Annotated in this window: 16 protein-coding genes; 10 read left to right on the top strand and 6 right to left on the bottom strand. The window is 66.6% G+C overall.

Translation table 11 applies throughout. From position 1 onward, the window contains the following. Window positions 1-32: 32 nt before the first annotated feature. Window positions 33-779 carry an ABC transporter ATP-binding protein gene (locus tag ACTOWJ_RS27695; protein ID WP_441337860.1) on the top strand — a complete coding sequence of 249 codons (747 nt, stop codon included), beginning with the start codon at window positions 33-35 and terminating at the stop codon, window positions 777-779. Beyond that, on the top strand, window positions 776-1963 hold the full coding sequence (locus ACTOWJ_RS27690; protein WP_441337859.1) for an ABC transporter permease: 1188 nt from the start codon (window positions 776-778) through the stop codon (window positions 1961-1963). The genes ACTOWJ_RS27695 and ACTOWJ_RS27690 overlap by 4 nt, the downstream gene beginning before the upstream one ends. Window positions 1964-2047: 84 nt before the next feature. Here ACTOWJ_RS27690 and ACTOWJ_RS27685 read toward each other — a convergent pair whose 3' ends face one another. Continuing rightward, the gene (locus ACTOWJ_RS27685) at window positions 2048-4090 is read right to left on the bottom strand and encodes a S9 family peptidase (protein WP_441337858.1); all 2043 of its coding nucleotides are present in this window, start codon (window positions 4088-4090) and stop codon (window positions 2048-2050) included. Window positions 4091-4322: 232 nt separating this feature from the next. Beyond that, window positions 4323-5363, bottom strand: coding sequence for an energy transducer TonB (locus ACTOWJ_RS27680; RefSeq protein WP_441337857.1), 1041 nt, complete (start codon window positions 5361-5363; stop codon window positions 4323-4325). Between the two features lie 461 nt (window positions 5364-5824). On the opposite strand from ACTOWJ_RS27680, the gene ACTOWJ_RS27675 reads away from it, so the two are divergent. From ACTOWJ_RS27675 to ACTOWJ_RS27645, 7 genes are all read left to right on the top strand, one after another. Further along, window positions 5825-6883, top strand: coding sequence for an SPFH domain-containing protein (locus tag ACTOWJ_RS27675; protein ID WP_441337856.1), 1059 nt, complete (start codon window positions 5825-5827; stop codon window positions 6881-6883). Next, window positions 6883-8226 (top strand): hypothetical protein, encoded by a 1344-nt coding sequence (locus tag ACTOWJ_RS27670; RefSeq protein WP_441337855.1) that lies wholly within the window; start codon window positions 6883-6885, stop codon window positions 8224-8226. The genes ACTOWJ_RS27675 and ACTOWJ_RS27670 overlap by 1 nt, the downstream gene beginning before the upstream one ends. Window positions 8227-8325: 99 nt before the next feature. Continuing rightward, the gene (locus tag ACTOWJ_RS27665) at window positions 8326-8706 is read left to right on the top strand and encodes a GFA family protein (protein WP_441337854.1); all 381 of its coding nucleotides are present in this window, start codon (window positions 8326-8328) and stop codon (window positions 8704-8706) included. A 200-nt stretch (window positions 8707-8906) separates the two neighbouring features. Beyond that, a complete protein-coding gene (locus ACTOWJ_RS27660; protein ID WP_441337853.1) occupies window positions 8907-10109 on the top strand; it encodes an MFS transporter in 1203 nt (400 codons plus the stop codon). Window positions 10110-10150: 41 nt separating this feature from the next. Then, a complete protein-coding gene (gene dkgB, locus ACTOWJ_RS27655; RefSeq protein WP_441337852.1) occupies window positions 10151-10954 on the top strand; it encodes a 2,5-didehydrogluconate reductase DkgB in 804 nt (267 codons plus the stop codon). Window positions 10955-11012: 58 nt separating this feature from the next. Beyond that, window positions 11013-11957, top strand: coding sequence for a cyclase family protein (locus tag ACTOWJ_RS27650; RefSeq protein ID WP_441337851.1), 945 nt, complete (start codon window positions 11013-11015; stop codon window positions 11955-11957). Window positions 11958-12187: 230 nt separating this feature from the next. After that, window positions 12188-13288 carry an alkene reductase gene (locus ACTOWJ_RS27645; RefSeq protein ID WP_441337850.1) on the top strand — a complete coding sequence of 367 codons (1101 nt, stop codon included), beginning with the start codon at window positions 12188-12190 and terminating at the stop codon, window positions 13286-13288. A 191-nt stretch (window positions 13289-13479) separates the two neighbouring features. Here ACTOWJ_RS27645 and mnmE read toward each other — a convergent pair whose 3' ends face one another. The 4 genes from mnmE to rpmH form a co-directional block, all read right to left on the bottom strand. Next, window positions 13480-14847, bottom strand: a complete 1368-nt coding sequence (gene mnmE, locus ACTOWJ_RS27640; RefSeq protein ID WP_441337849.1) for a tRNA uridine-5-carboxymethylaminomethyl(34) synthesis GTPase MnmE — start codon at window positions 14845-14847, stop codon at window positions 13480-13482. A 283-nt stretch (window positions 14848-15130) separates the two neighbouring features. Continuing rightward, on the bottom strand, window positions 15131-16858 hold the full coding sequence (gene yidC / locus ACTOWJ_RS27635; RefSeq protein ID WP_441337848.1) for a membrane protein insertase YidC: 1728 nt from the start codon (window positions 16856-16858) through the stop codon (window positions 15131-15133). A gap of 15 nt (window positions 16859-16873) precedes the next feature. Continuing rightward, window positions 16874-17311: a ribonuclease P protein component gene (gene rnpA / locus ACTOWJ_RS27630; protein WP_441337847.1), complete on the bottom strand. Its 438-nt coding sequence runs from the start codon at window positions 17309-17311 to the stop codon at window positions 16874-16876. A gap of 60 nt (window positions 17312-17371) precedes the next feature. Continuing rightward, window positions 17372-17512: a 50S ribosomal protein L34 gene (gene rpmH, locus ACTOWJ_RS27625; RefSeq protein ID WP_027083663.1), complete on the bottom strand. Its 141-nt coding sequence runs from the start codon at window positions 17510-17512 to the stop codon at window positions 17372-17374. Between the two features lie 321 nt (window positions 17513-17833). Between rpmH and dnaA the strand changes: the two genes are divergently transcribed. Continuing rightward, window positions 17834-19168: a chromosomal replication initiator protein DnaA gene (gene dnaA, locus ACTOWJ_RS27620; protein ID WP_441337846.1), complete on the top strand. Its 1335-nt coding sequence runs from the start codon at window positions 17834-17836 to the stop codon at window positions 19166-19168. Window positions 19169-19394 lie beyond the last annotated feature (226 nt).

The raw sequence follows: 19394 nt of genomic DNA, 5'->3' as shown, positions 1-19394 counted from the left end.
CCCCGTTCCCCATTCCCCATTCCCGGATCCTTATGATCACCGCCCACGATCTGCATAAATCCTTCAAGACCAAGACCGGCCTGGTCCAGGCCGTGCAAGGGGTCGACTTCGAAGCCCGCGACGGCCAGATCACCGGCCTGCTCGGCCCCAACGGCGCCGGCAAGACCACCACGCTGCGCATGCTCTACACGCTGATGCAACCCGACCGCGGCGAAGTCCGGGTCGACGGGATCGACGCGGCCAAGCAACCGGCCGCGGTGCGGCGCGCGCTGGGCGTGTTGCCCGATGCGCGCGGCGTCTACAAGCGTCTGACTGCGCGCGAGAACATCGCCTACTTCGGCGAACTGCACGGCATGAGCCGCGCGCAGATCGACCAGCGCACCCGCGCGTTGTCGCAGGCGCTGGACATGGACGACATTCTCGATCGCCAGACCGAAGGCTTCTCACAAGGCCAGCGCACCAAGACCGCGATCGCCCGCGCGCTGGTGCACGATCCGCGCAACGTGATCCTGGACGAGCCGACCAACGGCCTGGACGTGATGACCACGCGCGCGATGCGCGGATTCCTGCGCGGACTGCGCGAAGAAGGACGCTGCGTGATCTTCTCCAGCCACATCATGCAAGAGGTGGCGGCGCTGTGCGACCGCATCGTGATCATTGCAAAGGGACAAGTCGTCGCCGCCGGCAGCGCCGACGAACTGCGCGCGCTGACCGGCGAGAACAATCTGGAAGACGCCTTCGTCAAGGCGATCGGCAGCGAAGAAGGACTGCACGCATGAACACCCGTACTTTCGCCGCCGTGTGGTCGGTGATCCGCAAGGAACTGCGCGACATCTCGCGCGACCGCCGCACCCTGGCCATCGCCCTGCTGATGGGTCCGCTGCTGTATCCGTTATTGATGCTGGGCATGGGCTCACTGATCGAGCACCGCGCACGCACCCAGCTCGATACCTCGCTGCGAGTACCGGTGCGCGGCGCCGAACACGCGCCGAACCTGATCAAGTTCCTGGCCACCCAGAACATCGTCGCGGTGCCCGCGCCGGCCGATCTGGACGCGTCGATCCGCAGCCAGCAGCACGATGTCGGCCTGATCGTCGGCAAGGATTACGCGCAAAGCTGGAACGACGGGGAACCGGCGCTGGTCGAGATCGTCCAGGACAGCACCCGCCGCGACGCCGACATCCCCAGCCGGCGCCTGCGCGCGGCGGTGGAGGGCTACAGCCGCCAGGTCGGCGCGCTGCGCCTGCTCGCACGCGGTCTGTCGGCCAACGTCGCCCAGCCGGTCAACGTCGGCGACCGCGACGTGGCCACGCCGGAAGCCAAGCGCGGTCTGATGTTGTCGGCGCTGCTGCCGTACTTGCTGATCATGACCTCCTTCGCCGGCGGCGCGTACCTGATCATCGACGCCACCGCCGGCGAGCGCGAACGCCAATCGCTGGAGCCGCTGCTGGCCACGCCGGCGGCGCGCGGCGCGATCGTCAGCGGCAAGATCGCCGCGGCCTGCATCCTGGGCCTGTTCTCGCTGCTGCTGACCCTGCTCGCGTTCAAGCTCAGTGCGCAGATGAGCAGCGGGATCGGGCGCATGCTCGACGTGAGTCTGCCGGCGATCGGCAAGATGCTGCTGATCCTGATGCCGATGTTGTTCATCGGCACTGCGTTGCTGACCTATCTGTCGGCCACCGCCAAGAGCCTGAAAGAGGCGCAGAGCCACATCACCTGGCTGATGCTGATGCCGCTGATTCCGACCTTCGTGTTGATCGTCTATCCGCTCAAGACCCAGCTGTGGCAGTTCACGGTGCCGTTCCTGGCCCAGAACCAGATGCTGCTGAAGGTGATCCGCGGCGAAGCGATTCCGGGTCAGACCTGGGCGGTGTATCTGGCCTGCGGCTTCGGCCTGGCCGCGCTGTTGTGGATCGCGGCAGTACGGCGTTATCACAACGAGCAGTTGGCGATCTCGGGCTGATCGGCGGGCGCGCCGGCGCGCCCACTGCATGCCACGACGATCGGCAGTCGCGAAGTCCCGCGACTGCCGATGCGCAGGCGCCGTTTACTTCTTGACCTCGGCCTTGTGCGACTTCAGCGCATCGACCAGCCCTTGGACCTGATCGGCGCCGTCCGTCACTTGCAGGCTGGAACCGTTGAAGTCGCTTCCGATCGGTTCCACCCGGCCGCCCAGACATTCGCCGAGGAAACCTTCGGCCACCGCGTTGAAGGCCTTGCGGTTTTCCGGACGCTGGAAGCCGTGGCCTTCATCGGGAAACAGCGCATAAGTCACCGGCGTGCCTTTCTTCTTCATCGCCGCGACCAAGGCATCGCTTTCGGCCTGGATCACGCGCGGATCGTTGGCGCCATGCCCGATCAGCAAGGGCCGGCTGATCGCATCCACGCGCGTCAACGGTGAGCGTTCGGTCAGCGATTTGCGACCGGCCTCGGTGCGCGGATCGCCGACCCGCTTGTACCAGGTCGATTCCAGCTGCGGCCCCCAATACGCGGGGAAGGAATTGATCAGCGTGACCAGATTGACCGGGCCGACGATGTCCACGCCGCACTTGAAGGTGGTCGGCGTGAAGGTCAGTCCGACCAGCGTGGCATAACCGCCGTAGCTGCCGCCCATGATCGCGACCTGATCCTTTGTGGTCACCCCTTCGCGCACGGCCCACTGCACGGCGTCGAGCAGGTCGTCGTGCATCTTGCCGGCGAATTCGCCGTCGGCCTTGTTGAGAAAATTCTTGCCGAAGCCGGTGGAGCCGCGATAGTTGACATTGAGCACCGCGTAGCCGCGATTGGCCAGCCACTGGTAACTGCCGGTGTAACCGTAGTCGTCGCGCGCCCACGGCCCGCCGTGCACGAACAACACCATCGGCACCGGTTTGTCGGCGCGGCCATCGCCGTCGGTATCGGCGCCCTGCGGCAAGGTCAGATACGAGACCAGGTTCAGGCCGTCACGCGAGCGGATTTCCACCGGATGCATCGGCACCAGCGGTTTGCCGGCCAGCGCTGGACGCATGTCGAACAGCTTGGTCAACTTGCCTTCGCCTTTGCTGCCGCGGTCGTAGCGGTAGTAGGTCCCCGGCGATTCTGCGGCCGAGTAGGACACGATCCAGATCTTGTCGTCCAAGGTCTGCGCGCTGACCGAGACTTCACCCGGGCCCAACGCGGCCAGCGTCTTGAGGTCGGCGGCGAAGGCATCGCCGATCGGCGTCCATTCCTCGCGCAGATAGTTCACCGAGGCCGCGCGCGCCTCGCCGCTGCGCGCGTCGACCAGGATGCCGCTGAGATCGGCGCGTGGGTTTTCCAGCAGCAGGGTCTTCTTGCCGCTGGCAGCGTCGGTCGCGTACAGCGCGGCGGTGTCGCGTCCGCGCGAATCCATCGAGTACAAGGTCTTGCCGTCGGTGGTGTAGCCCAGCATCCGGGTGGTCAGCGCGTCCTCGAGTGGGATCGTACCGGTGGATTTCCAGCCGCCCTTGCCGTCGGGTTCGAGCAATTGCCTGCTGCCATCGGGATTGGTCGCGACGGCCAGACGCACCTTGAAATCCGGGTCGGTAACGAAGCCGACGAAGCGCTCGTTCTTCTGCACCAGGCTGCGCTGGCCGCTGATCAGATCGATCCGGTACAGGTCGAAATACTTCGGATCGCGGTCGTTCATGCTGACCAAGATCGCATCGGGATGCAGCGCACTGACCTCGGCGATCGAGGCGCGGGTCTTGGGATAGTCGGTGAGATCGCGCTTGGCGCCGTTGGCCAGATTGGCGGCGTAAACGTGGAAGTTTTCGTCGCCGCCGCTGTCGCGCACATACAGCACGGTGTCGGCGCGATGGCTCCAGTCGTAGTTGGTGATGCCGCGCGCACGATCGTCGGTGACCGGTTTGGCCTGATCCAGGTGGCCGATCGGCGCGGCCCACACGTTCAACACGCCGTTCAAGGGCGCGACCCAGCTCAGGTACTTGCCGTCGGGGCTGACCTTGACGTTGGTGCGTTCGGGATTGCTGAACAACAGATCGCGCGGGATCAACTCGGGCGCAGACGCGGAATGCGCCAGCGGCGCAGACAGGGCGGCGATTATCAACGCGGCCAGGATCGAATGTTTCATGGGCGGTTCCTCGCAAGCACGATGGGAGGCGATAGCGGGTGTCAGTATCGCGCGCGGGGCGTCGCGGCCGAGGCTATCGCGTCGGATGACCGGTCGAACTTACGTCGCCGCGGCTTGCGCGCAGGGTGTCGTTGGTAACGGTAGGGTCGGTGGCATTCACGAATGGGGGGCAAAAAAAAGCCCGGCGTACGCTGCCGGGCTCTGTTGTTGCGCTGGCTCGCGACCGATGCGATCAACCGCCCGGATTGAAGCCGATCGTGCGCCGCGTGGTGACCGCCGCCGGAACCGGCTGGAAGCGCCACTTGCGCACCGCGTTGACCGCTTCGCGATCGAACACGCGCGCCGGGTTGGAGCGCACCACCCGCGCGGCGGTGACCGAACCGTCGGTGCCGACGGTGAACTCGACCTGGACCTCGCCGGAGGTGCCGGCGCGCAGGGCCTCGGGCGGGTAACGCGGAGCCGGCGTGGACACCGCGCGCAGATCGCTCGCCGAAGCCGACGCGCCGGCCGGGGCCGCACGTTCGGGCGCGGCGGTTGTAGGCGCTTCGGCCGGAGACGCGCGTTGTTCGGCCGCACGCTGCTCGGCGGCGCGCTGTTCGGCCGCGCGCTGGGTCGCGGCCTGGCGGTCGGCGGCCTGCTGGGTCGCCAGTTGCTGGGCGGCGGCCTGCTGCTGTTGCTTCTGCTGATCCAGACGCTGTTTTTCCAGCTCGGCCTGCTTCTTGGCCTGCTCCTCGGCGGTGAGCTTTTCCTGCTCGGTGCGCTTGGTCACCCCATCCTGGCCGGCGGCGATGCTGGTCTTGAGCCGCGCCAGCGCCGGGTGCTGGGCGTCGGCGCGTTCGATCAACGCGGCCAGGCGCTGGGCTTCGGTGAAATCCTCGCGGCCCACGCTCTGTTCGGTCGCGATCACCGTCATCGGCAGCAGATCGGTCAAGGCGCTGGACGCCGCCGCGTCGGCCGGGGCTTTTTCGCGCAGGGCCAGGTAGTACTCGACGGCGTTGTCCTCGGCCGGCGCATAGAGACGGTTTTCCACGTAGGCCTTACGTGCGGCCTCGCGCAGTTGGTCGACCGTCAGGGCCGAGACCTTGGCCGAAACGGCGTTCTGCGCGGTCACCACTGGCGCGGCGGCGGCGGGCGCGGGCGTCGCGTCGGCGGCCGGCGCGGCGTCTTCCTTCTTACCGCAGGCGGCGAGCGCGCAAGCGAGCGCGAGCGCGGCGGACACCTGCTTTACAACGGACAGCCGGCTGTCACGCCGGTCATAGTTAGCGACGATCATTGATAAAAGCTCCCCTGAAGTACGCGAGACCCGTCCGATACGGGGCCGGGCGCACGTCCGATAGGACGCGCTAGCGGGCCGCGTTTGTCAAGCATTCAGGTTGCCCTGATGCCCGCGATGGGCGTCAGACCCCGAGTGTGCCATCCATCGCGCCGGCCACCGATACCCACTGTGTCGGTTTGCGTGCAAACGCGCGACCGCCGCCACAATTCTCGTGGCCCCGCGCGCCGCACGGGGCCGCCGTCCCAGACCCCCGTCTCAAATATGCAACACACCGCCGCGGGCCGCGTCGCGACGGCCGCAACCCCGGCGGCGGACATCGAACGGGCCGGGTGTGCCGGCGCGACGAGACTTGGCACGCCGACCGTTCGCACCGGCCGGTGCCCGCGATCGCCCCTGGCCGGGTCGCCACCGCCGTGCACTAGAATCGCCGCACCACAGGCAGGAAGCGGGAGCGGAACATGAGCATTCTGGGTTTCATCAAGGGCGAGCTGCTGGAGATCATCGAGTGGACCGATGATTCGCGCGACACCCTGTCGTACCGCTACCCGGACGACGACAAGGAGATCAAGAACGGCGCCCAGCTGATCGTGCGCGAGTCGCAGCAGGTGCAGTTCGTCGCCGCCGGCCAGTACGCCGATTTGTTCAATCCCGGCAAGCACACGCTCAAGACCGAGAACATCCCGATCCTGTCCACCATCCTGGGCTGGAAGTACGGCTTCAATTCACCGTTCAAGTGCGATGTCTATTTCCTCAACACGCGTTTGTTCACCGGCAACAAGTGGGGCACCTCCAACCCGGTGATGATGCGCGACGCCGATTTCGGCATCGTCCGCCTGCGCGCGTTCGGCACCTACGATTTCCGCATCGTCGACGCGCCCAAGTTCCTCAAGGAGGTGGCCGGCACCGATCAGAATTTCCGCCTCGACGAATTCGCCGACACCATGCGTTCGCGCATCGTCAGCGTCTTCACCGACGCCTTGGCCACCGCCAAGGTGCCGGCGCTCGATGTGGCTTCGCGTTACGGCGAACTCGGTGAGGCGCTGTTGCCGGTGATCAACCCGGCGATGACCTCCAAGTACGGCATCGAGATCACCGCGTTCGTGCTGGAAAACGTTTCGGTGCCGCCGGAAGTGGAGAAGGCGATCGACGCGCGCTCGAGCATGGGCGCGGTCGGCAACCTCAACGACTACGTCAAGTTCCAGATGGGTACCTCGATGGCCAACGGCAGCGACGGCGGCGCAGCCGGCGGCGCGGCGCAGATGGCGATCGGTTTCGGCATGGCCCAGGAAATGATGCGCAGCATGCAGGGCAACACCGCCGCAGCGCCCGCGGCCGGTGCCGCGACGGCCACGGCCGGCGGTCTGGACGTGCTCACGCCCGAACAGGCCGCCGCCACGCTCGGGGTGTCGGTCGAGGACGTGATGGCCGCGATCGCCGCCGGCGACCTGAAGGCGCGCAAGATCGGCAGCGCCACCCGCATCGCCAAGGCCGCGCTCGAAGAATTCCTGCGCGGCTGATGGACAACGCGACGGTCGGAAAGCATCCCTGCCCGGAGTGCGGCGGGGATCTGCAATGGAATGCGGCCAAGCAAGCCCTGGCCTGTCCTTATTGCGGCACCGTGGTGCCGTTGGATCAGGCCACCGTCGCGGCCGGCGACGGCAGCGCGGCGGTGGTCGAGCACGATCTGCTCGAAGCGCTCAAGCGCATGCAAGCGCCGGCCGACGGGCCACCGCCGCACGCGGCCGCACAGGCCGACGCCTCGGGTTCGCAGGATCCCGATCTCGCCGGCGCGCACGCGGCCGTAGAGCAGCTGGCGCGATCGCCCGGCGGCGGGCCGCGCGTCGCCGTCAGCTGGAGCGTGCAGACCGACGGCAAGCGTGTGCAGGGCTCACGGCAGGGCAGCAGCGTGCTCGACCTGCTGCAGAGCATGGCCGACACGCCGCAAGCGCAGCGCGGTTACGGCGGGCAACGGCGCGAAGTGCAGTGTCGCAGCTGTCACGCGATCTCGGTGTTCGTCGACGGCAAGGTCGCCGACCGCTGCGAATTCTGCGGCTCGCCGTCGATCATCGACCATCAATCGCTCGGCGATGCGATCACGCCGCAGAGCGTACTGCCGTTCAAGATCAGCGACGGCCAAGTGCGCGATGCCATCCGCAGGTGGTACGGCACGCGCTGGTTCGCGCCCAACCGACTCAAGAGCGCGGCGCTGACCGACACGCTCAAGGGCGTGTACCTGCCGTACTGGACCTTCGACGCGCACGTCTCGGCCACCTGGACCGCCGAGGCGGGTCATCACTATTACGTCACCGAGAGCTACACCGAGAACGGCAACCGCAAGACCCGTCAGGTGCTGCGCGTGCGCTGGGAGCACGCCTCGGGTTCGTTGCAGCATTTCTTCAACGACGAACTGGTGCCCGGCACGGTCGGCGTGCACGCGGCCTTGCTGCAGAAGATCGGCACGTTCCCGACCACCACCGACCTGAAGCCGTATTCGCCCGAATTCGTGCGCGGCTGGCTGGTCGAGCGTTATCAGGTCGATCTGCGCCAGGCCGCGCAGCGCAGCGAGGCGTCGATGCAGGAGCAGACCCGTTCGCTGTGTTCGGCCGAAGTACCCGGCGATACGCAACGCAATCTGCAGGTGCAGGCCACGTATCGCGGCCGCACCTTCAAGCACATCCTGGTGCCAGTGTGGCTGGTCAGCTACACCTACGGCTCGCGCAGTTTTCAGGTTCTGGCCAACGGCTACACCGGGCAGATCGCGGGCGAGCGGCCGTACAGCTGGGTCAAGATTTTCTTTGCGGCGATGGCGGTGTTGCTGTTGGTGCTGGTGATACTCAACTCGATGCGCGCCGATCATTGAGACTGCATCGGAGCGGCCGGGATCCGCCTCGCCGATTGAATCCTGAGGTTTGCCTGTTGCACAGTGTGGCTGCCTTCGGAAAGTTCCCGGCGAGGCTCCATGCTCCAAGCGATCTGCCATTGCGGCGCCGTCACGATCCAGCTGCCGCGCCGTCCACGCGTGCTGACCCAGTGCAACTGCTCGATGTGCGTGCGGGTCCAGCCGCTGTTCGCCTACTACACCGCGCGGACGATCGCGGTGCACTCGTCCCGCGGCGCGCTCGAAAGCTATGTGTGGGGCCGACGGGTACTTCGCTGGTTTCGCTGCAAAACATGCGGGTGCTTTACCCATCATCGGCCGGCCGGCCGCGAGTACGATGCCGGCGCGCGATCGGGCGTGAATCTGCGGCTGGTCGATCCAGCTCAGCTGCGTGGCGTGAAAGTTCAGTTGCGCGATGGCGCCACCGGTACCTGGAAGCTGATCGACAGCTACCGCAATTAGACGACGACTGCATCGGGCGTCGGCGAAAACACCGATCAAAGCTGGGTCAGGCATCGACCGTGCACATGTCTCCAAACTGCCCCGGGTCCGCCATACCCATCAACTATTGATTTTTAATCAAAAGTAATTCGATTAGAACCCTGTTTTTCTGCAAGGACCGTCGGCCGACACTGCGCATCCCGATCCACCGGATGCCCGCCATGCCCCTCGCCCTGTTGGCCCTGACCCTCGGCGCCTTCGCCATCGGCACCACCGAGTTCGTCATCGTCGGCCTGATCCCCACCATCGCCGCCGACCTCGGCGTCAGCCTGCCCTCGGCCGGGTTGCTGGTCAGCCTGTACGCCCTCGGAGTCGCCATCGGCGCGCCGCTACTGACCGCGCTGACCGGCCGGGTGCCGCGCAAGACCCTGCTGGTCGCGCTGATGGCGCTGTTCACCGTCGGCAACCTGGTCGCATGGTTGGCGCCGGGTTACACCACGCTGATCGTCGCGCGCATCCTCACCGGCCTCGCCCACGGCGTGTTCTTCTCGGTCGGCTCGATCATCGCCACCAGCCTGGTGCCGAAGGAAAAAGCCGCCAGCGCCATCGCGACCATGTTCAGCGGCATGACCGTGGCCTTTGTCACCGGTATTCCGATGGGCACCTTCATCGGCCAACACGTCGGTTGGCGCACCACCTTTCTCGTGGTCGCCGCGTTCGGTCTGATCGCGATGCTCGGCAGCGCGTTGTTCGTGCCGAAGAAGATCGCGCACGCCACGCCGGCGCCGTTGCTGAAGCAAGCCTCGGTGCTGCTGCAGCCGCGCCTGTTGCTGGTGTATGCGATGACCGCGGTCGGTTACGGCGGCTCGCTGATCGCCTTCACCTATCTGGCGCCGATCCTGCAGGACATCGCCGGTTTCAGCCCGAACATGGTCAGCCTGGTGTTGCTGGCGTACGGTATCTCGGTCGCGGTCGGCAACGTGTGGGGCGGCAAGCTCGCCGATCGCCAGGGCCCGATCAAGGCGCTCAAGACGATCTTCCTGCTGTTGGCCGCGGTGTTGTTGGTCTTGAGCTTCACCGCGCACAGCCAATGGCTGGTGGTGCTCACCGCCTTGGCCTGGGGCGCGGTCGCGTTCGGCAACGTGCCCGGTCTGCAGGTGTACGTGGTCAAGCAGGCCGAACACTATTCGCCGGAAGCGGTCGATGTCGCCGCCGGTTTCAACATCGCCGCATTCAATCTCGGCGTCGCCGGCGGCTCCTGGGCCGGTGGTCTGGTCGTCACCCACATGGGCCTGGGCCATACGCCGTGGGTCGGCGCGCTGGTGGTGCTCGGCGCGTTCGGCCTGACCGCGCTGAGCGGCTGGCTCGATCGCCGCGACGGTTTGCCTGATCGCGCCACCGGTGCAGCCGTTCTCGCTCACTGATTCGTTGCTTCTCTCCCCCATTTGCCATGAGGTTTTCGTCAATGAACATTCCCGCCTTCGGTCTGGGCACCTTCCGTCTCAAGGGCCAGACCGTCATCGATTCGGTCCGCAATGGCCTTGAAGTCGGCTATCGCGTCATCGACACCGCGCAGATCTACGGCAACGAGGCCGAGGTCGGCCAAGCCATCGCCGATAGCGGCGTGGCCCGCGATGAGCTCTTCATCACCACCAAGATCTGGGTCGACAACCTGTCCAAGGACAAACTGTTCCCGAGCCTGCGCGAGAGCCTGAGCAAACTGCGCACCAACCGGGTCGACCTGACTCTCATCCATTGGCCGTCGCCGGGGAACGCTGTTTCGGTCGCTGAATTCATGACTGCTCTCGCGCAAGCCAAGTCGGAAGGTCTGACTCGCGCGATCGGCATTTCGAATTTCAATATCGATCTGGCCCGGCGCGCGATCGACGCGGTCGGTGCGCAGGAAATCGCAACCAATCAAGTAGAACTGCATCCGTACCTGCAGAACCGCAAGCTCGCCGAGTTCTCGCAAGCCAATGGCATCCACCTGACCTCGTACATGACCCTGGCCTACGGCAAGGCGCTGGGCGATCCGCTGATCGTCGAGATCGCGCGCAAGCACGAGGCCACCCCGGCGCAGGTCGTGTTGGCCTGGGCGATGCAGCTGGGTTACGCGGTGATTCCGTCCTCGACCAAGCGCGAGAACCTGGCGAGCAATCTGCTGGCGACGTCCTTGCGCCTGGACGCCGACGACATGGCCCGCATCGCCACGCTCGATCGCGACGAACGGCTGACCGATCCCGATGGCCTGGCGCCGATCTGGGATTGATCCTCGCGCGCCGCTTCGCCGATGCGCGAGGCGGCGCGACTCACTCAGGAGAAACCCCATGCGTACGTTCAAACCGCTGCTGCTGGCGGCGACGCTGCTCGCTGCCCCGGTGTTCGCGCAAACCGCGCCGAAGGCCGATTGGTATCCGTCCAAATACGGCGACGCCGACGAAATCGGCGCAGCCAACCTGCTCACGCCCGACGTCGTGCTGCAGGCCGCGAAGCTGGTCAAGATCGGCAAGACCTATCCGCTGGGCGTTGAGATCAACAAGGACCTGCCGGCATTTCGCCACCGCAGTTTCAAGCTCTACAACGTGCAGCCCGGGCAACAGGCCGGCCTGACCGCCGGGCCGAACAAGTTCACCTTCAACGACGAACTGGTGGTGGCCTGGACCGGCGTGGGCACCCAGCTCAACGGCATCGGCCACATCGGTATCGACAACGTCTACTACAACGGCCATCGCGCGCAGGACATCGTGACCATGGAAGGGCTAACCAAGCTCGGCCTGGAGAAGGTTCCGCCGATGGTCACCCGCGGCATCGTGCTCGACATGACCGCGTTCTACGGCCAGCCGATCGTGCCCGAAGGCAAAGTGTTCACCCGCGCCGACCTGATCGCAGTGCTCGACAGGCAGGGACTGCGGCTGCGCAAAGGCGACGTGGTGCTATTCAACACCGGCTGGCTGGAACTGATCGGAAAGGACAATCCGCGCTTTCTCGCCGGCGAACCGGGCATCGGCATGGACGCGGCGCAGTACCTGATCGACCGGGGCGTGGTCGCGATCGGCGGCGACACCTGGGTGGTGGAAGCCGTGCCCGGCGAAACCGACGAGGAATTTCCGGTGAACCAGCTGATGCTGGCCAAGCACGGCGTCTACAACCTGGAGCTGATCGATTCGCGCGCGTTGGTGCGCGACAAGGCCTGGGAGTTCTTGTTCGTGCTCGGGCAGCCGCGTTACACCGGGACGACGCAGGTGACGGTCAATCCGGTGGCGATTCGTTGAAGCGGATTTTTGCGTAGCGGCATCGTAAGCGAAGTGTCGTGGTCGCGGCTTGCGCCGCTCCTACATGGGCTAGCTGTAGGAGCGGCGCAAGCCGCGACCGCGCCAACTCAACTACCGCGCCATGCCACCGATTCTTGCATCCAAAGGAAAAATCATTCTCCGCCCGACGTATTTTTCCCGGCCCGCGACATCCCGAAACTAGCCCCAATCCGAACTTCCAGAGAACGTCCATGTTGTTCACCTCCCACCACCTCGGCGAACTCGACCTGCCCAACCGCATCGTCATGCCGCTGATGACCCGCTCGCGCGCCGCCCACGGCGAAGTCGCCACCGAGCTGATGGCGCAGTACTACGCGCAGCGCGCCGGCGCCGGCTTGATCGTCAGCGAAGGCACCCAGATCAGCCAGCAAGGCCAGGGCTACGCCTGGACGCCGGGCATCTACACCCGTGAGCAGATCGCCGGTTGGCGCAAGGTCACCGACGCGGTGCATGCCGCGGGCGGGCGCATGTTCGCCCAGCTGTGGCACGTGGGCCGCGTCTCCCATGTCGCGCTGCAGGCCGAAGGCGCCGCGCCGGTGTCGTCCTCAGCGCTGCTCGCCGAAGGCGTCAAGGTCTTCGTCGACGTCGAAGGGCGCGGGTCCGAAGCCGGCGTCGGCGAGATGGTCCAGCACTCCGCGCCGCGCGCGCTGCGGGTCGAGGAGATCGCCGGCATCGTCGGCGACTATGCGCAGGCCGCGCGCAACGCGCTCGAAGCCGGTTTCGATGGCGTCGAATTGCATGGCGCCAACGGCTACCTCATCAATCAGTTCATCGACTCGCAAGCCAACGCGCGCGACGACGAGTACGGCGGCAGCCTGCCCAACCGTCTGCGTTTCCTGCGCGAAGTCGCGCAAGCCGTGTTCGACGTCGTCGGCCCGGGCCGCCTCGGCGTGCGCCTGGCGCCGCTCACGACCTTGCAGGGCGCGGTCGACGACACTCCGCAGGCGACCTACCTCGCCGCGGCGAAACTGCTCGACGACATCGGCGCGGCCTACATCCACATCGCCGAAGCCGACTGGGACGACGCACCCGACATGCCCGACGCGTTCCGCGAAGCCTTGCGCATCGTCTACCGCAGCAGCCTGATCTATTCGGGCCGCTACACCAAGGAGCGCGCCGAACGCGCGTTGCGCAGCGGCTGGGCCGACCTGATCGGTTTCGGCCGGCCGTTCATCGCCAATCCGGATCTGCCGTATCGGCTCGAACACGATCTGTCGCTCGGCGAAGGCGATCGCACGCGTTACTTCGGCGGCGGCGCGCAGGGTTATATCGACTATCCACACGCGGCCTGAGCTCGCTCGGATCTTCCCCTTGTAGGAGCGGCGCGAGCCGCGACCACGACATCGCGCTTGCGACGCAAGCCAGTTTCGCGGTCGCGGCTCGCGCCGCTCCTACAGTCGCTGCGGCGGTCATTCGGTGAGCGGCTGGCGACGCCGGGCTCATACGGGCAAGCGCTGATCGTTGTTTGTCGGCCGCGACGCCCTCACTTCCCGATACAGAAGCTCGAAAAAATATGCCCGAGCAGATCGTCCGCGCGCACGCGGCCGGTGATTTCGCCCAAGGCGTCGTGCGCCTGGCGCAAAGCCTCGGCGGCGAGATCGAGCATCTCGTGTTCGAGCTGAGCGCGCGCATCGTCGAGTTCCTCGCGCGCGCGCAACAGCGCGTCGACGTGGCGCGCGCGCGCGGTGAACGCGCCTTCGGCCGCATCCGCGGCATCGCCCTGCGCGAGTGTGCGCAGCCGCGCGTGCAAGGTATCCAGGCCGGCGCCGGTTTGCGCGGAGACGAACACCCGGTTCTCGCCGCCGATATCGGCCGGGCCGGGTGAGTCGTAGTCGGATTCGAGCAGGTCGATCTTGTTGTAGACGAACAACCGCGCGGGCACGTCGGCGATGGCGTCGGCGACCGATGCCACGCCGGTATGCGGGTCGCGCGCATCGAGCACCACGATCGCCAGGTCGGCGCGGGTGAGTTCGCCGCGCGCGCGGCGCATGCCTTCGCGTTCGATCGCATCGCCGCCGTCGCGCAGACCCGCGGTGTCGACCAGGGTGAGTTCGACGCCGTCCAGGCGCACGGTCTCGTGCAACAGATCGCGGGTGGTGCCGGCGATGTCGGTGACGATGGCGCGCTCGCTGCCGGCCAGTGCATTGAGCAGCGAACTTTTGCCGGCATTGGGCGGGCCGACGATCACCGCATGCAGGCCGTCGCGCAAACGGCGGCCGCGTTCGGCGGCGGCGAGCAGATCGTCGAGCGATGAGGACGCGGCGGCGAAGCGCGCGCGCAAGGCGGCACCGCCGAGGGTGTCGAGCGGCTCGTCGGCGAAATCGATCGCCGCTTCCACGTGCACGCGGATCGCCAGCACCTCGCCGGCCAAGGCTTCGACCCGGCGCGAAAACTCGCCGTCGAGCGCGCGCCGCGCCGCGCGCGCCGCGCGGCCGTCGGCGGCGGCGATCAGATCGGCGACCGCTTCGGCCTGGGCCAGGTCGAGCCGGCCTTCGAGAAACGCGCGTTCGCTGAATTCGCCGGGTCGCGCCCGGCGCGCGCCGAGCGCGCAGACGCGCGCAAGCAGTTCTTCCAGCAACGCCGGGCCGCCGTGGGCCTGCAGTTCGACCACGTCCTCGCCGGTGTAGCTGGCCGGCGCGGCGAAGTAGAGCGCGATGCCGTCGTCGATGGTGGCGCCGGCCGCATCGCGGAACCGCACGTAATGCGCGTGGCGCGGCTGCAAGTCGCGCGCGGCGATGGTTTGGGCGATTTCTCTCGCACGCGCGCCCGACAACCGCACGATGCCGACGCCGCCCGCGCCGGGGGCGGTGGCAATGGCGGCGATGGTGTCGCGGGCGGCGGGTGGGGTCATGGGGGAATCATAAATCCGGGAGCGGAGCGGATGGTGAGTGGCGGGTGGCGGCGATCGGGCGGCTTCCGTTTTTGCTCGTCATTCCCGCGAAGGCGGGAATCCAGGGCCTTTCATGCGAGAACGCTTGAAGTCTCTGGATTCCCGCCTTCGCGGGAATGACGAGCAAGAGCCGGCCCGGCCCCACCTAGGCAAACCGGAAACACCGCGCCACTCAGTCCCAACAAACACAAAGCCCGCCTTGCGGCGGGCTTTGTGAGCGAATCGAATCGACTTAGACCGGACCTCAGTCCTTGTCCTTATCCTTACCCGCCGTCGCCTCGGCATACCGCTTGGTGGTCAGCCACTGCTGCAGCAGGCCCAGGCCGCCGTTGGCGACTTGGTACAACACCAGGCCGGCCGGCAGGAAAGCCAGGATCACGCCGAAGATCAGCGGCATGAACTGCATCATCTTGGCCTGCGCCGGATCCATGCCGGTCATCGGGGTCAGCTTCTGGGTGGTCCACATCACCGCGATGTTGAGCAGCGGCAGCACGAAGAACGGGTCGCGCGCGGTCAGGTCGTGGATCCACAGCATCCACGGCGCATGACGCAGCTCCACCGACTCGGCCAGCATCCAGTACAAGGTCATGAAGATGATCATCTGCGGCAGCAACGGCAGACAGCCGCCGACCGGATTGATCTTCTCCTTCTTGTACAACTCCATCAGCGCCATCTGGAACTTCTGCTTGTCCTCGCCGTAGCGCTCCTTGAGCTGAGCCACGCGCGGCTGGAACTTGCGCATCTTCGCCGCCGACTTGTACTGCGCGGCCGACAGCGGATACAGCACGAGCTTGAGCAGCACCACCAGGCCGACGATCGCCCAGCCCCAGTTGCCGAACAGGCCGTGCAACTTCTCCAGCACCCAGAACAGATAGCCGGCCAGCGTGGCGAACATGCTGTAGCTGCTGAAGTCGACCGCGCGGTCCAGGCCCTGGACCTTCTGCGCTTCGATCGCCTTGACCAGCTTGGGACCGATCCACAGCCGCGCTTCGGTGCTGGCCTTGGCGCCGGCGGCGACGTTGACGCCCGGGCCGAGGTCGCGGATCAGGTACTGCGGCGCGCCGCCGGCGTTGAGATGCTCGAGCGAGAACTGGCCCTGATCCTTCTCGCCCGGAATCCAGGCGGCGAAGAAATGGTGCTGCAGCATCGCGATCCAGCCGCCGGTGACCGACTTGTCCAGCTTGCCGTCGTCGGCGAACTTGTCGAACTTGCGCTTCTCGTACTTGTCGGTCGGGCTGTACCACGCCGCGCCCTGGAAGCTGTACTGCTCCGGGCTGAAGGGTCCCTTCTGGGCCAGTTCGCGCGGCACGCGGCTGAGCTGGCGATAGACGTAGCCCTGCCACGGCACGGTGCTGCCGTTGCTGACCTCGTCGCGCACCTTGATCGCGTAATCGCCGCGACGGAAGGTGTAGGTGCGGGTGATGCTCACACCGTTGGGGCCGGTCCACACGAACGGCACGGCGATCTCGCCGGCGTCCTTGGCGATGTTCAGCTCGCGCGAATAGCCGGCGTAGCGGAAGCCCGACTCGTGCGTCGGCGCGGCATTGCCCTGGCTGACCCAGCCGCTCTGGGCGACGAAGAACAACGTGGAGTCGTGGGCCAGCAGCCGCATCGGCGGGCTGTCGGGTTCGGAGGTGATCGGGTAGCGCAGCAGATCGGCTTCGCTGACCTCACCGCCGCGCAGGATCACCTTGAATACGTCGGTGGTGACCACGACCGGCGTATCGGCGCCGGTGACTGGCGCGGTGCTGACGGTCGAGCCGGTGGCCGGCGTCGGTGGCGTCGCCGCGCTCGGCACGCCGGGCACCGCGGCATTGGCGGCAGCGCCGGCAGCGACCGGGACGCTGCTGGCCGGCGCGACCGCGCTCGGCGGCAACGCGGGCGGGGTGGCCTTTTCCTTGCCCCACTCCATCCACAGTAAGGTCGCCACCATCAGCCAGGCGAGGATCAGGAAAGCACGGGTCTGGTTCATGGGCAGCAGGCAGGCTCAGCCGGGACCGGAGTCCGGCGTAGTGTCGGAAGAAGGGGAAGCGGCCGGCATTGTGCCGGGCGCCGCAGTTGCGGGCAATGCGAGCGGCGAACGCGCGCCGGCGCGCTTGAGCAGACTATGGAAGGCGGCGCGGAGTTCCTCGCCGGTGCAGCGCGATGCGCCGGGCCGCGCGACCACGACATAGTCGCCACCGGCCAGTTCGGCGCGCAGGTGGCGGAAGGCATCGCGGAGCACGCGCTTGATGCGGTTGCGGCCGACCGCGTGCGGATCGACCTTGCGCGAGACCGCCAGACCCAGGCGCGGCGCGATCGACTCGTCGGCCTGGAAATGCAAAGCAAGCACGGGCAGCGCCACGCGCCGGCCATGCTTGAAGATGCGATCGAAATCGGAGCGCGCGCGTACCCGCGCAATGCGCGGGAAGCGGGTCGAATTCATTGCAGGCGGTCGGCCGCCGAACGCCGGATCGAACAGATCGCGACAGGCGGCCGGCAACGCTTAGGCGGTCAGGCGCTTGCGGCCCTTGGCACGACGACGGGCGAGAATCTTGCGGCCGTCGGCGGTCGCCATGCGGGCACGGAAGCCGTGGTCGCGCTTGCGCTTGAGGTTGCTGGGCTGGTAGGTGCGCTTGGTGGCCATGATCGGCTCGGCTGTAACTGGCGTAGAGGACCGCGGATTCTATGGGTCGAAGGTACCTGGGTCAAGTGTTTGTTTCCCCTGGCGTTTGCATTCCGCGACCGGCGCCCCCGAAGCAGCCGCTCCAGCCTGTGCATGAACCTGTGGATTAGTCCTGTTCCGGACCCGGCGGCGATGGTAGTCTGACCGACCCCCTGGCCTCCTTCGTCGCGATGTCCGCATCGTGCGTTGGGCCGCTTTCGTCCGCCGCCCAGGCTACCCGGCGCGCACGGCCGACCCCGCTCCACGCATGTAATGCTCACGCATAAAGAAGACACGCTACAGATGGAAGCCTGGCCCCGCTGCCTCGAACGCCTCGAAGCCGAATTTCCGGTCGAGGACGTCCACACCTGGTTGAAACCGCTGCAAGCCACGCAGCGCGACACCAAGACGGTGCTCTACGCGCCCAACGCGTTCGTGGTCGAACACGTGCGCGAACGCTACCTGGGCCGGATCCGCGAACTGCTGTCGTATTTCGCCGGCAGCGACGACGTCAGCCTGGAAGTCGGCTCGCTGCCGCGCACCGCGCCGCTGCCGTTGCGCGATGCGGATATCACCGTGGCCGCGCCGCGCCCGGTGGCGCCGCCGGAACCGTTCCAGGGCAATCTGGACACGCATTACACCTTCGACAATTTCGTCGAAGGCCGCAGCAATCAGCTCGGCCGCGCCGCCGCATTGCAGGCCGCGCAAAAGCCCGGCGAACGCGCGCACAACCCGCTGCTGCTGTACGGCGGCACCGGCCTGGGCAAGACCCATCTGATGTTCGCCGCCGGCAACGCCATGCGCGAGGCCAATCCGGCCATGCGGGTGATGTATCTGCGTTCGGAACAGTTCTTCAGCGCGATGATGAAGGCGCTGCAGGACAAGACCATGGACCAGTTCAAGCGCCAGTTCCAACGCGTGGACGCACTGCTGATCGACGACATCCAGTTCTTCGCCGGCAAGGACCGCACCCAGGAAGAGTTCTTCCACACCTTCAATGCACTGTTCGACGGCAAGCAGCAGATCATCCTGACCTGCGACCGCTATCCGCGCGAAGTCGAAGGCCTGGAGCCGCGGCTCAAGTCGCGCCTGGCCTGGGGCCTGTCGGTGGCGATCGAGCCGCCGGACTTCGAGACCCGCGCCCAGATCGTGATCTCCAAGGCCAAGGAACGCGGCGCCGCGATCCCGGAGGAAGTCGCCTTCCTGCTGGCCAAGAAGATGCGCAGCAACGTGCGCGACCTGGAAGGCGCGCTCAACACCCTGACCGCGCGCGCCAACTTCACCGGCCGGGCCGTCACGGTCGAATTCGCCCAGGAAACCCTGCGCGATCTGCTGCGTGCGCAGCAGCACGCGATCGGCATCCCCAACATCCAGAAGACCGTGGCAGACTACTACGGCCTCCAGATCAAGGACTTGTTGTCGAAACGGCGTACGCGTTCGCTCGCCCGTCCTCGCCAGGTCGCCATGGCGTTGACCAAGGAACTGACCGAACACTCGCTGCCGGAGATCGGCGATGCCTTCGCCGGTCGCGACCACACGACCGTTCTGCATGCCTGCCGTCAGATCCGCACCTTGATGGAAACCGACGGCAAACTGCGGGAAGACTGGGACAAGCTGATCCGTAAGCTCAGCGAGTGACGGGTTTGCCCGGCCGCGGCAAGACGGGGCCGGGTAGAACGCACGACGCGGGCCGGTAAGCATCGGCGGCGGTCGATGCGCAGGTACGGCGCGCCTGTTTGCGGGCCGGAAACAGTTCGAATGCGGGCCGAGGTTGTCGGCTTGCAGTGGATCGTTCGACGCGGCGGCTCGGCGATATCCGGGCTCGAACGCGGAACAGGTTTCGATCGCGGGCTTCATCCGTTGG

Origin of the sequence: Lysobacter sp. CA199, assembly GCF_052078715.1 — a bacterium.
In the GTDB taxonomy this organism is placed as follows: domain Bacteria; phylum Pseudomonadota; class Gammaproteobacteria; order Xanthomonadales; family Xanthomonadaceae; genus Lysobacter.
This window is presented reverse-complemented; position numbering and strand designations above follow the sequence as displayed.

Bases quoted from the DNA above. Each gene is read 5' to 3' on its own strand.
- ACTOWJ_RS27695 (WP_441337860.1), top strand. From the start codon at position 33: ATGATCACCGCCCACGATCTGCATAAATCCTTCAAGACCAAGACCGGC.
- ACTOWJ_RS27690 (WP_441337859.1), top strand. From the start codon at position 776: ATGAACACCCGTACTTTCGCCGCCGTGTGGTCGGTGATCCGCAAGGAA.
- ACTOWJ_RS27685 (WP_441337858.1), bottom strand. From the start codon at position 4,090: ATGAAACATTCGATCCTGGCCGCGTTGATAATCGCCGCCCTGTCTGCG.
- ACTOWJ_RS27680 (WP_441337857.1), bottom strand. From the start codon at position 5,363: ATGATCGTCGCTAACTATGACCGGCGTGACAGCCGGCTGTCCGTTGTA.
- ACTOWJ_RS27675 (WP_441337856.1), top strand. From the start codon at position 5,825: ATGAGCATTCTGGGTTTCATCAAGGGCGAGCTGCTGGAGATCATCGAG.
- ACTOWJ_RS27670 (WP_441337855.1), top strand. From the start codon at position 6,883: ATGGACAACGCGACGGTCGGAAAGCATCCCTGCCCGGAGTGCGGCGGG.
- ACTOWJ_RS27665 (WP_441337854.1), top strand. From the start codon at position 8,326: ATGCTCCAAGCGATCTGCCATTGCGGCGCCGTCACGATCCAGCTGCCG.
- ACTOWJ_RS27660 (WP_441337853.1), top strand. From the start codon at position 8,907: ATGCCCCTCGCCCTGTTGGCCCTGACCCTCGGCGCCTTCGCCATCGGC.
- dkgB (WP_441337852.1), top strand. From the start codon at position 10,151: ATGAACATTCCCGCCTTCGGTCTGGGCACCTTCCGTCTCAAGGGCCAG.
- ACTOWJ_RS27650 (WP_441337851.1), top strand. From the start codon at position 11,013: ATGCGTACGTTCAAACCGCTGCTGCTGGCGGCGACGCTGCTCGCTGCC.
- ACTOWJ_RS27645 (WP_441337850.1), top strand. From the start codon at position 12,188: ATGTTGTTCACCTCCCACCACCTCGGCGAACTCGACCTGCCCAACCGC.
- mnmE (WP_441337849.1), bottom strand. From the start codon at position 14,847: ATGACCCCACCCGCCGCCCGCGACACCATCGCCGCCATTGCCACCGCC.
- yidC (WP_441337848.1), bottom strand. From the start codon at position 16,858: ATGAACCAGACCCGTGCTTTCCTGATCCTCGCCTGGCTGATGGTGGCG.
- rnpA (WP_441337847.1), bottom strand. From the start codon at position 17,311: ATGAATTCGACCCGCTTCCCGCGCATTGCGCGGGTACGCGCGCGCTCC.
- rpmH (WP_027083663.1), bottom strand. From the start codon at position 17,512: ATGGCCACCAAGCGCACCTACCAGCCCAGCAACCTCAAGCGCAAGCGC.
- dnaA (WP_441337846.1), top strand. From the start codon at position 17,834: ATGGAAGCCTGGCCCCGCTGCCTCGAACGCCTCGAAGCCGAATTTCCG.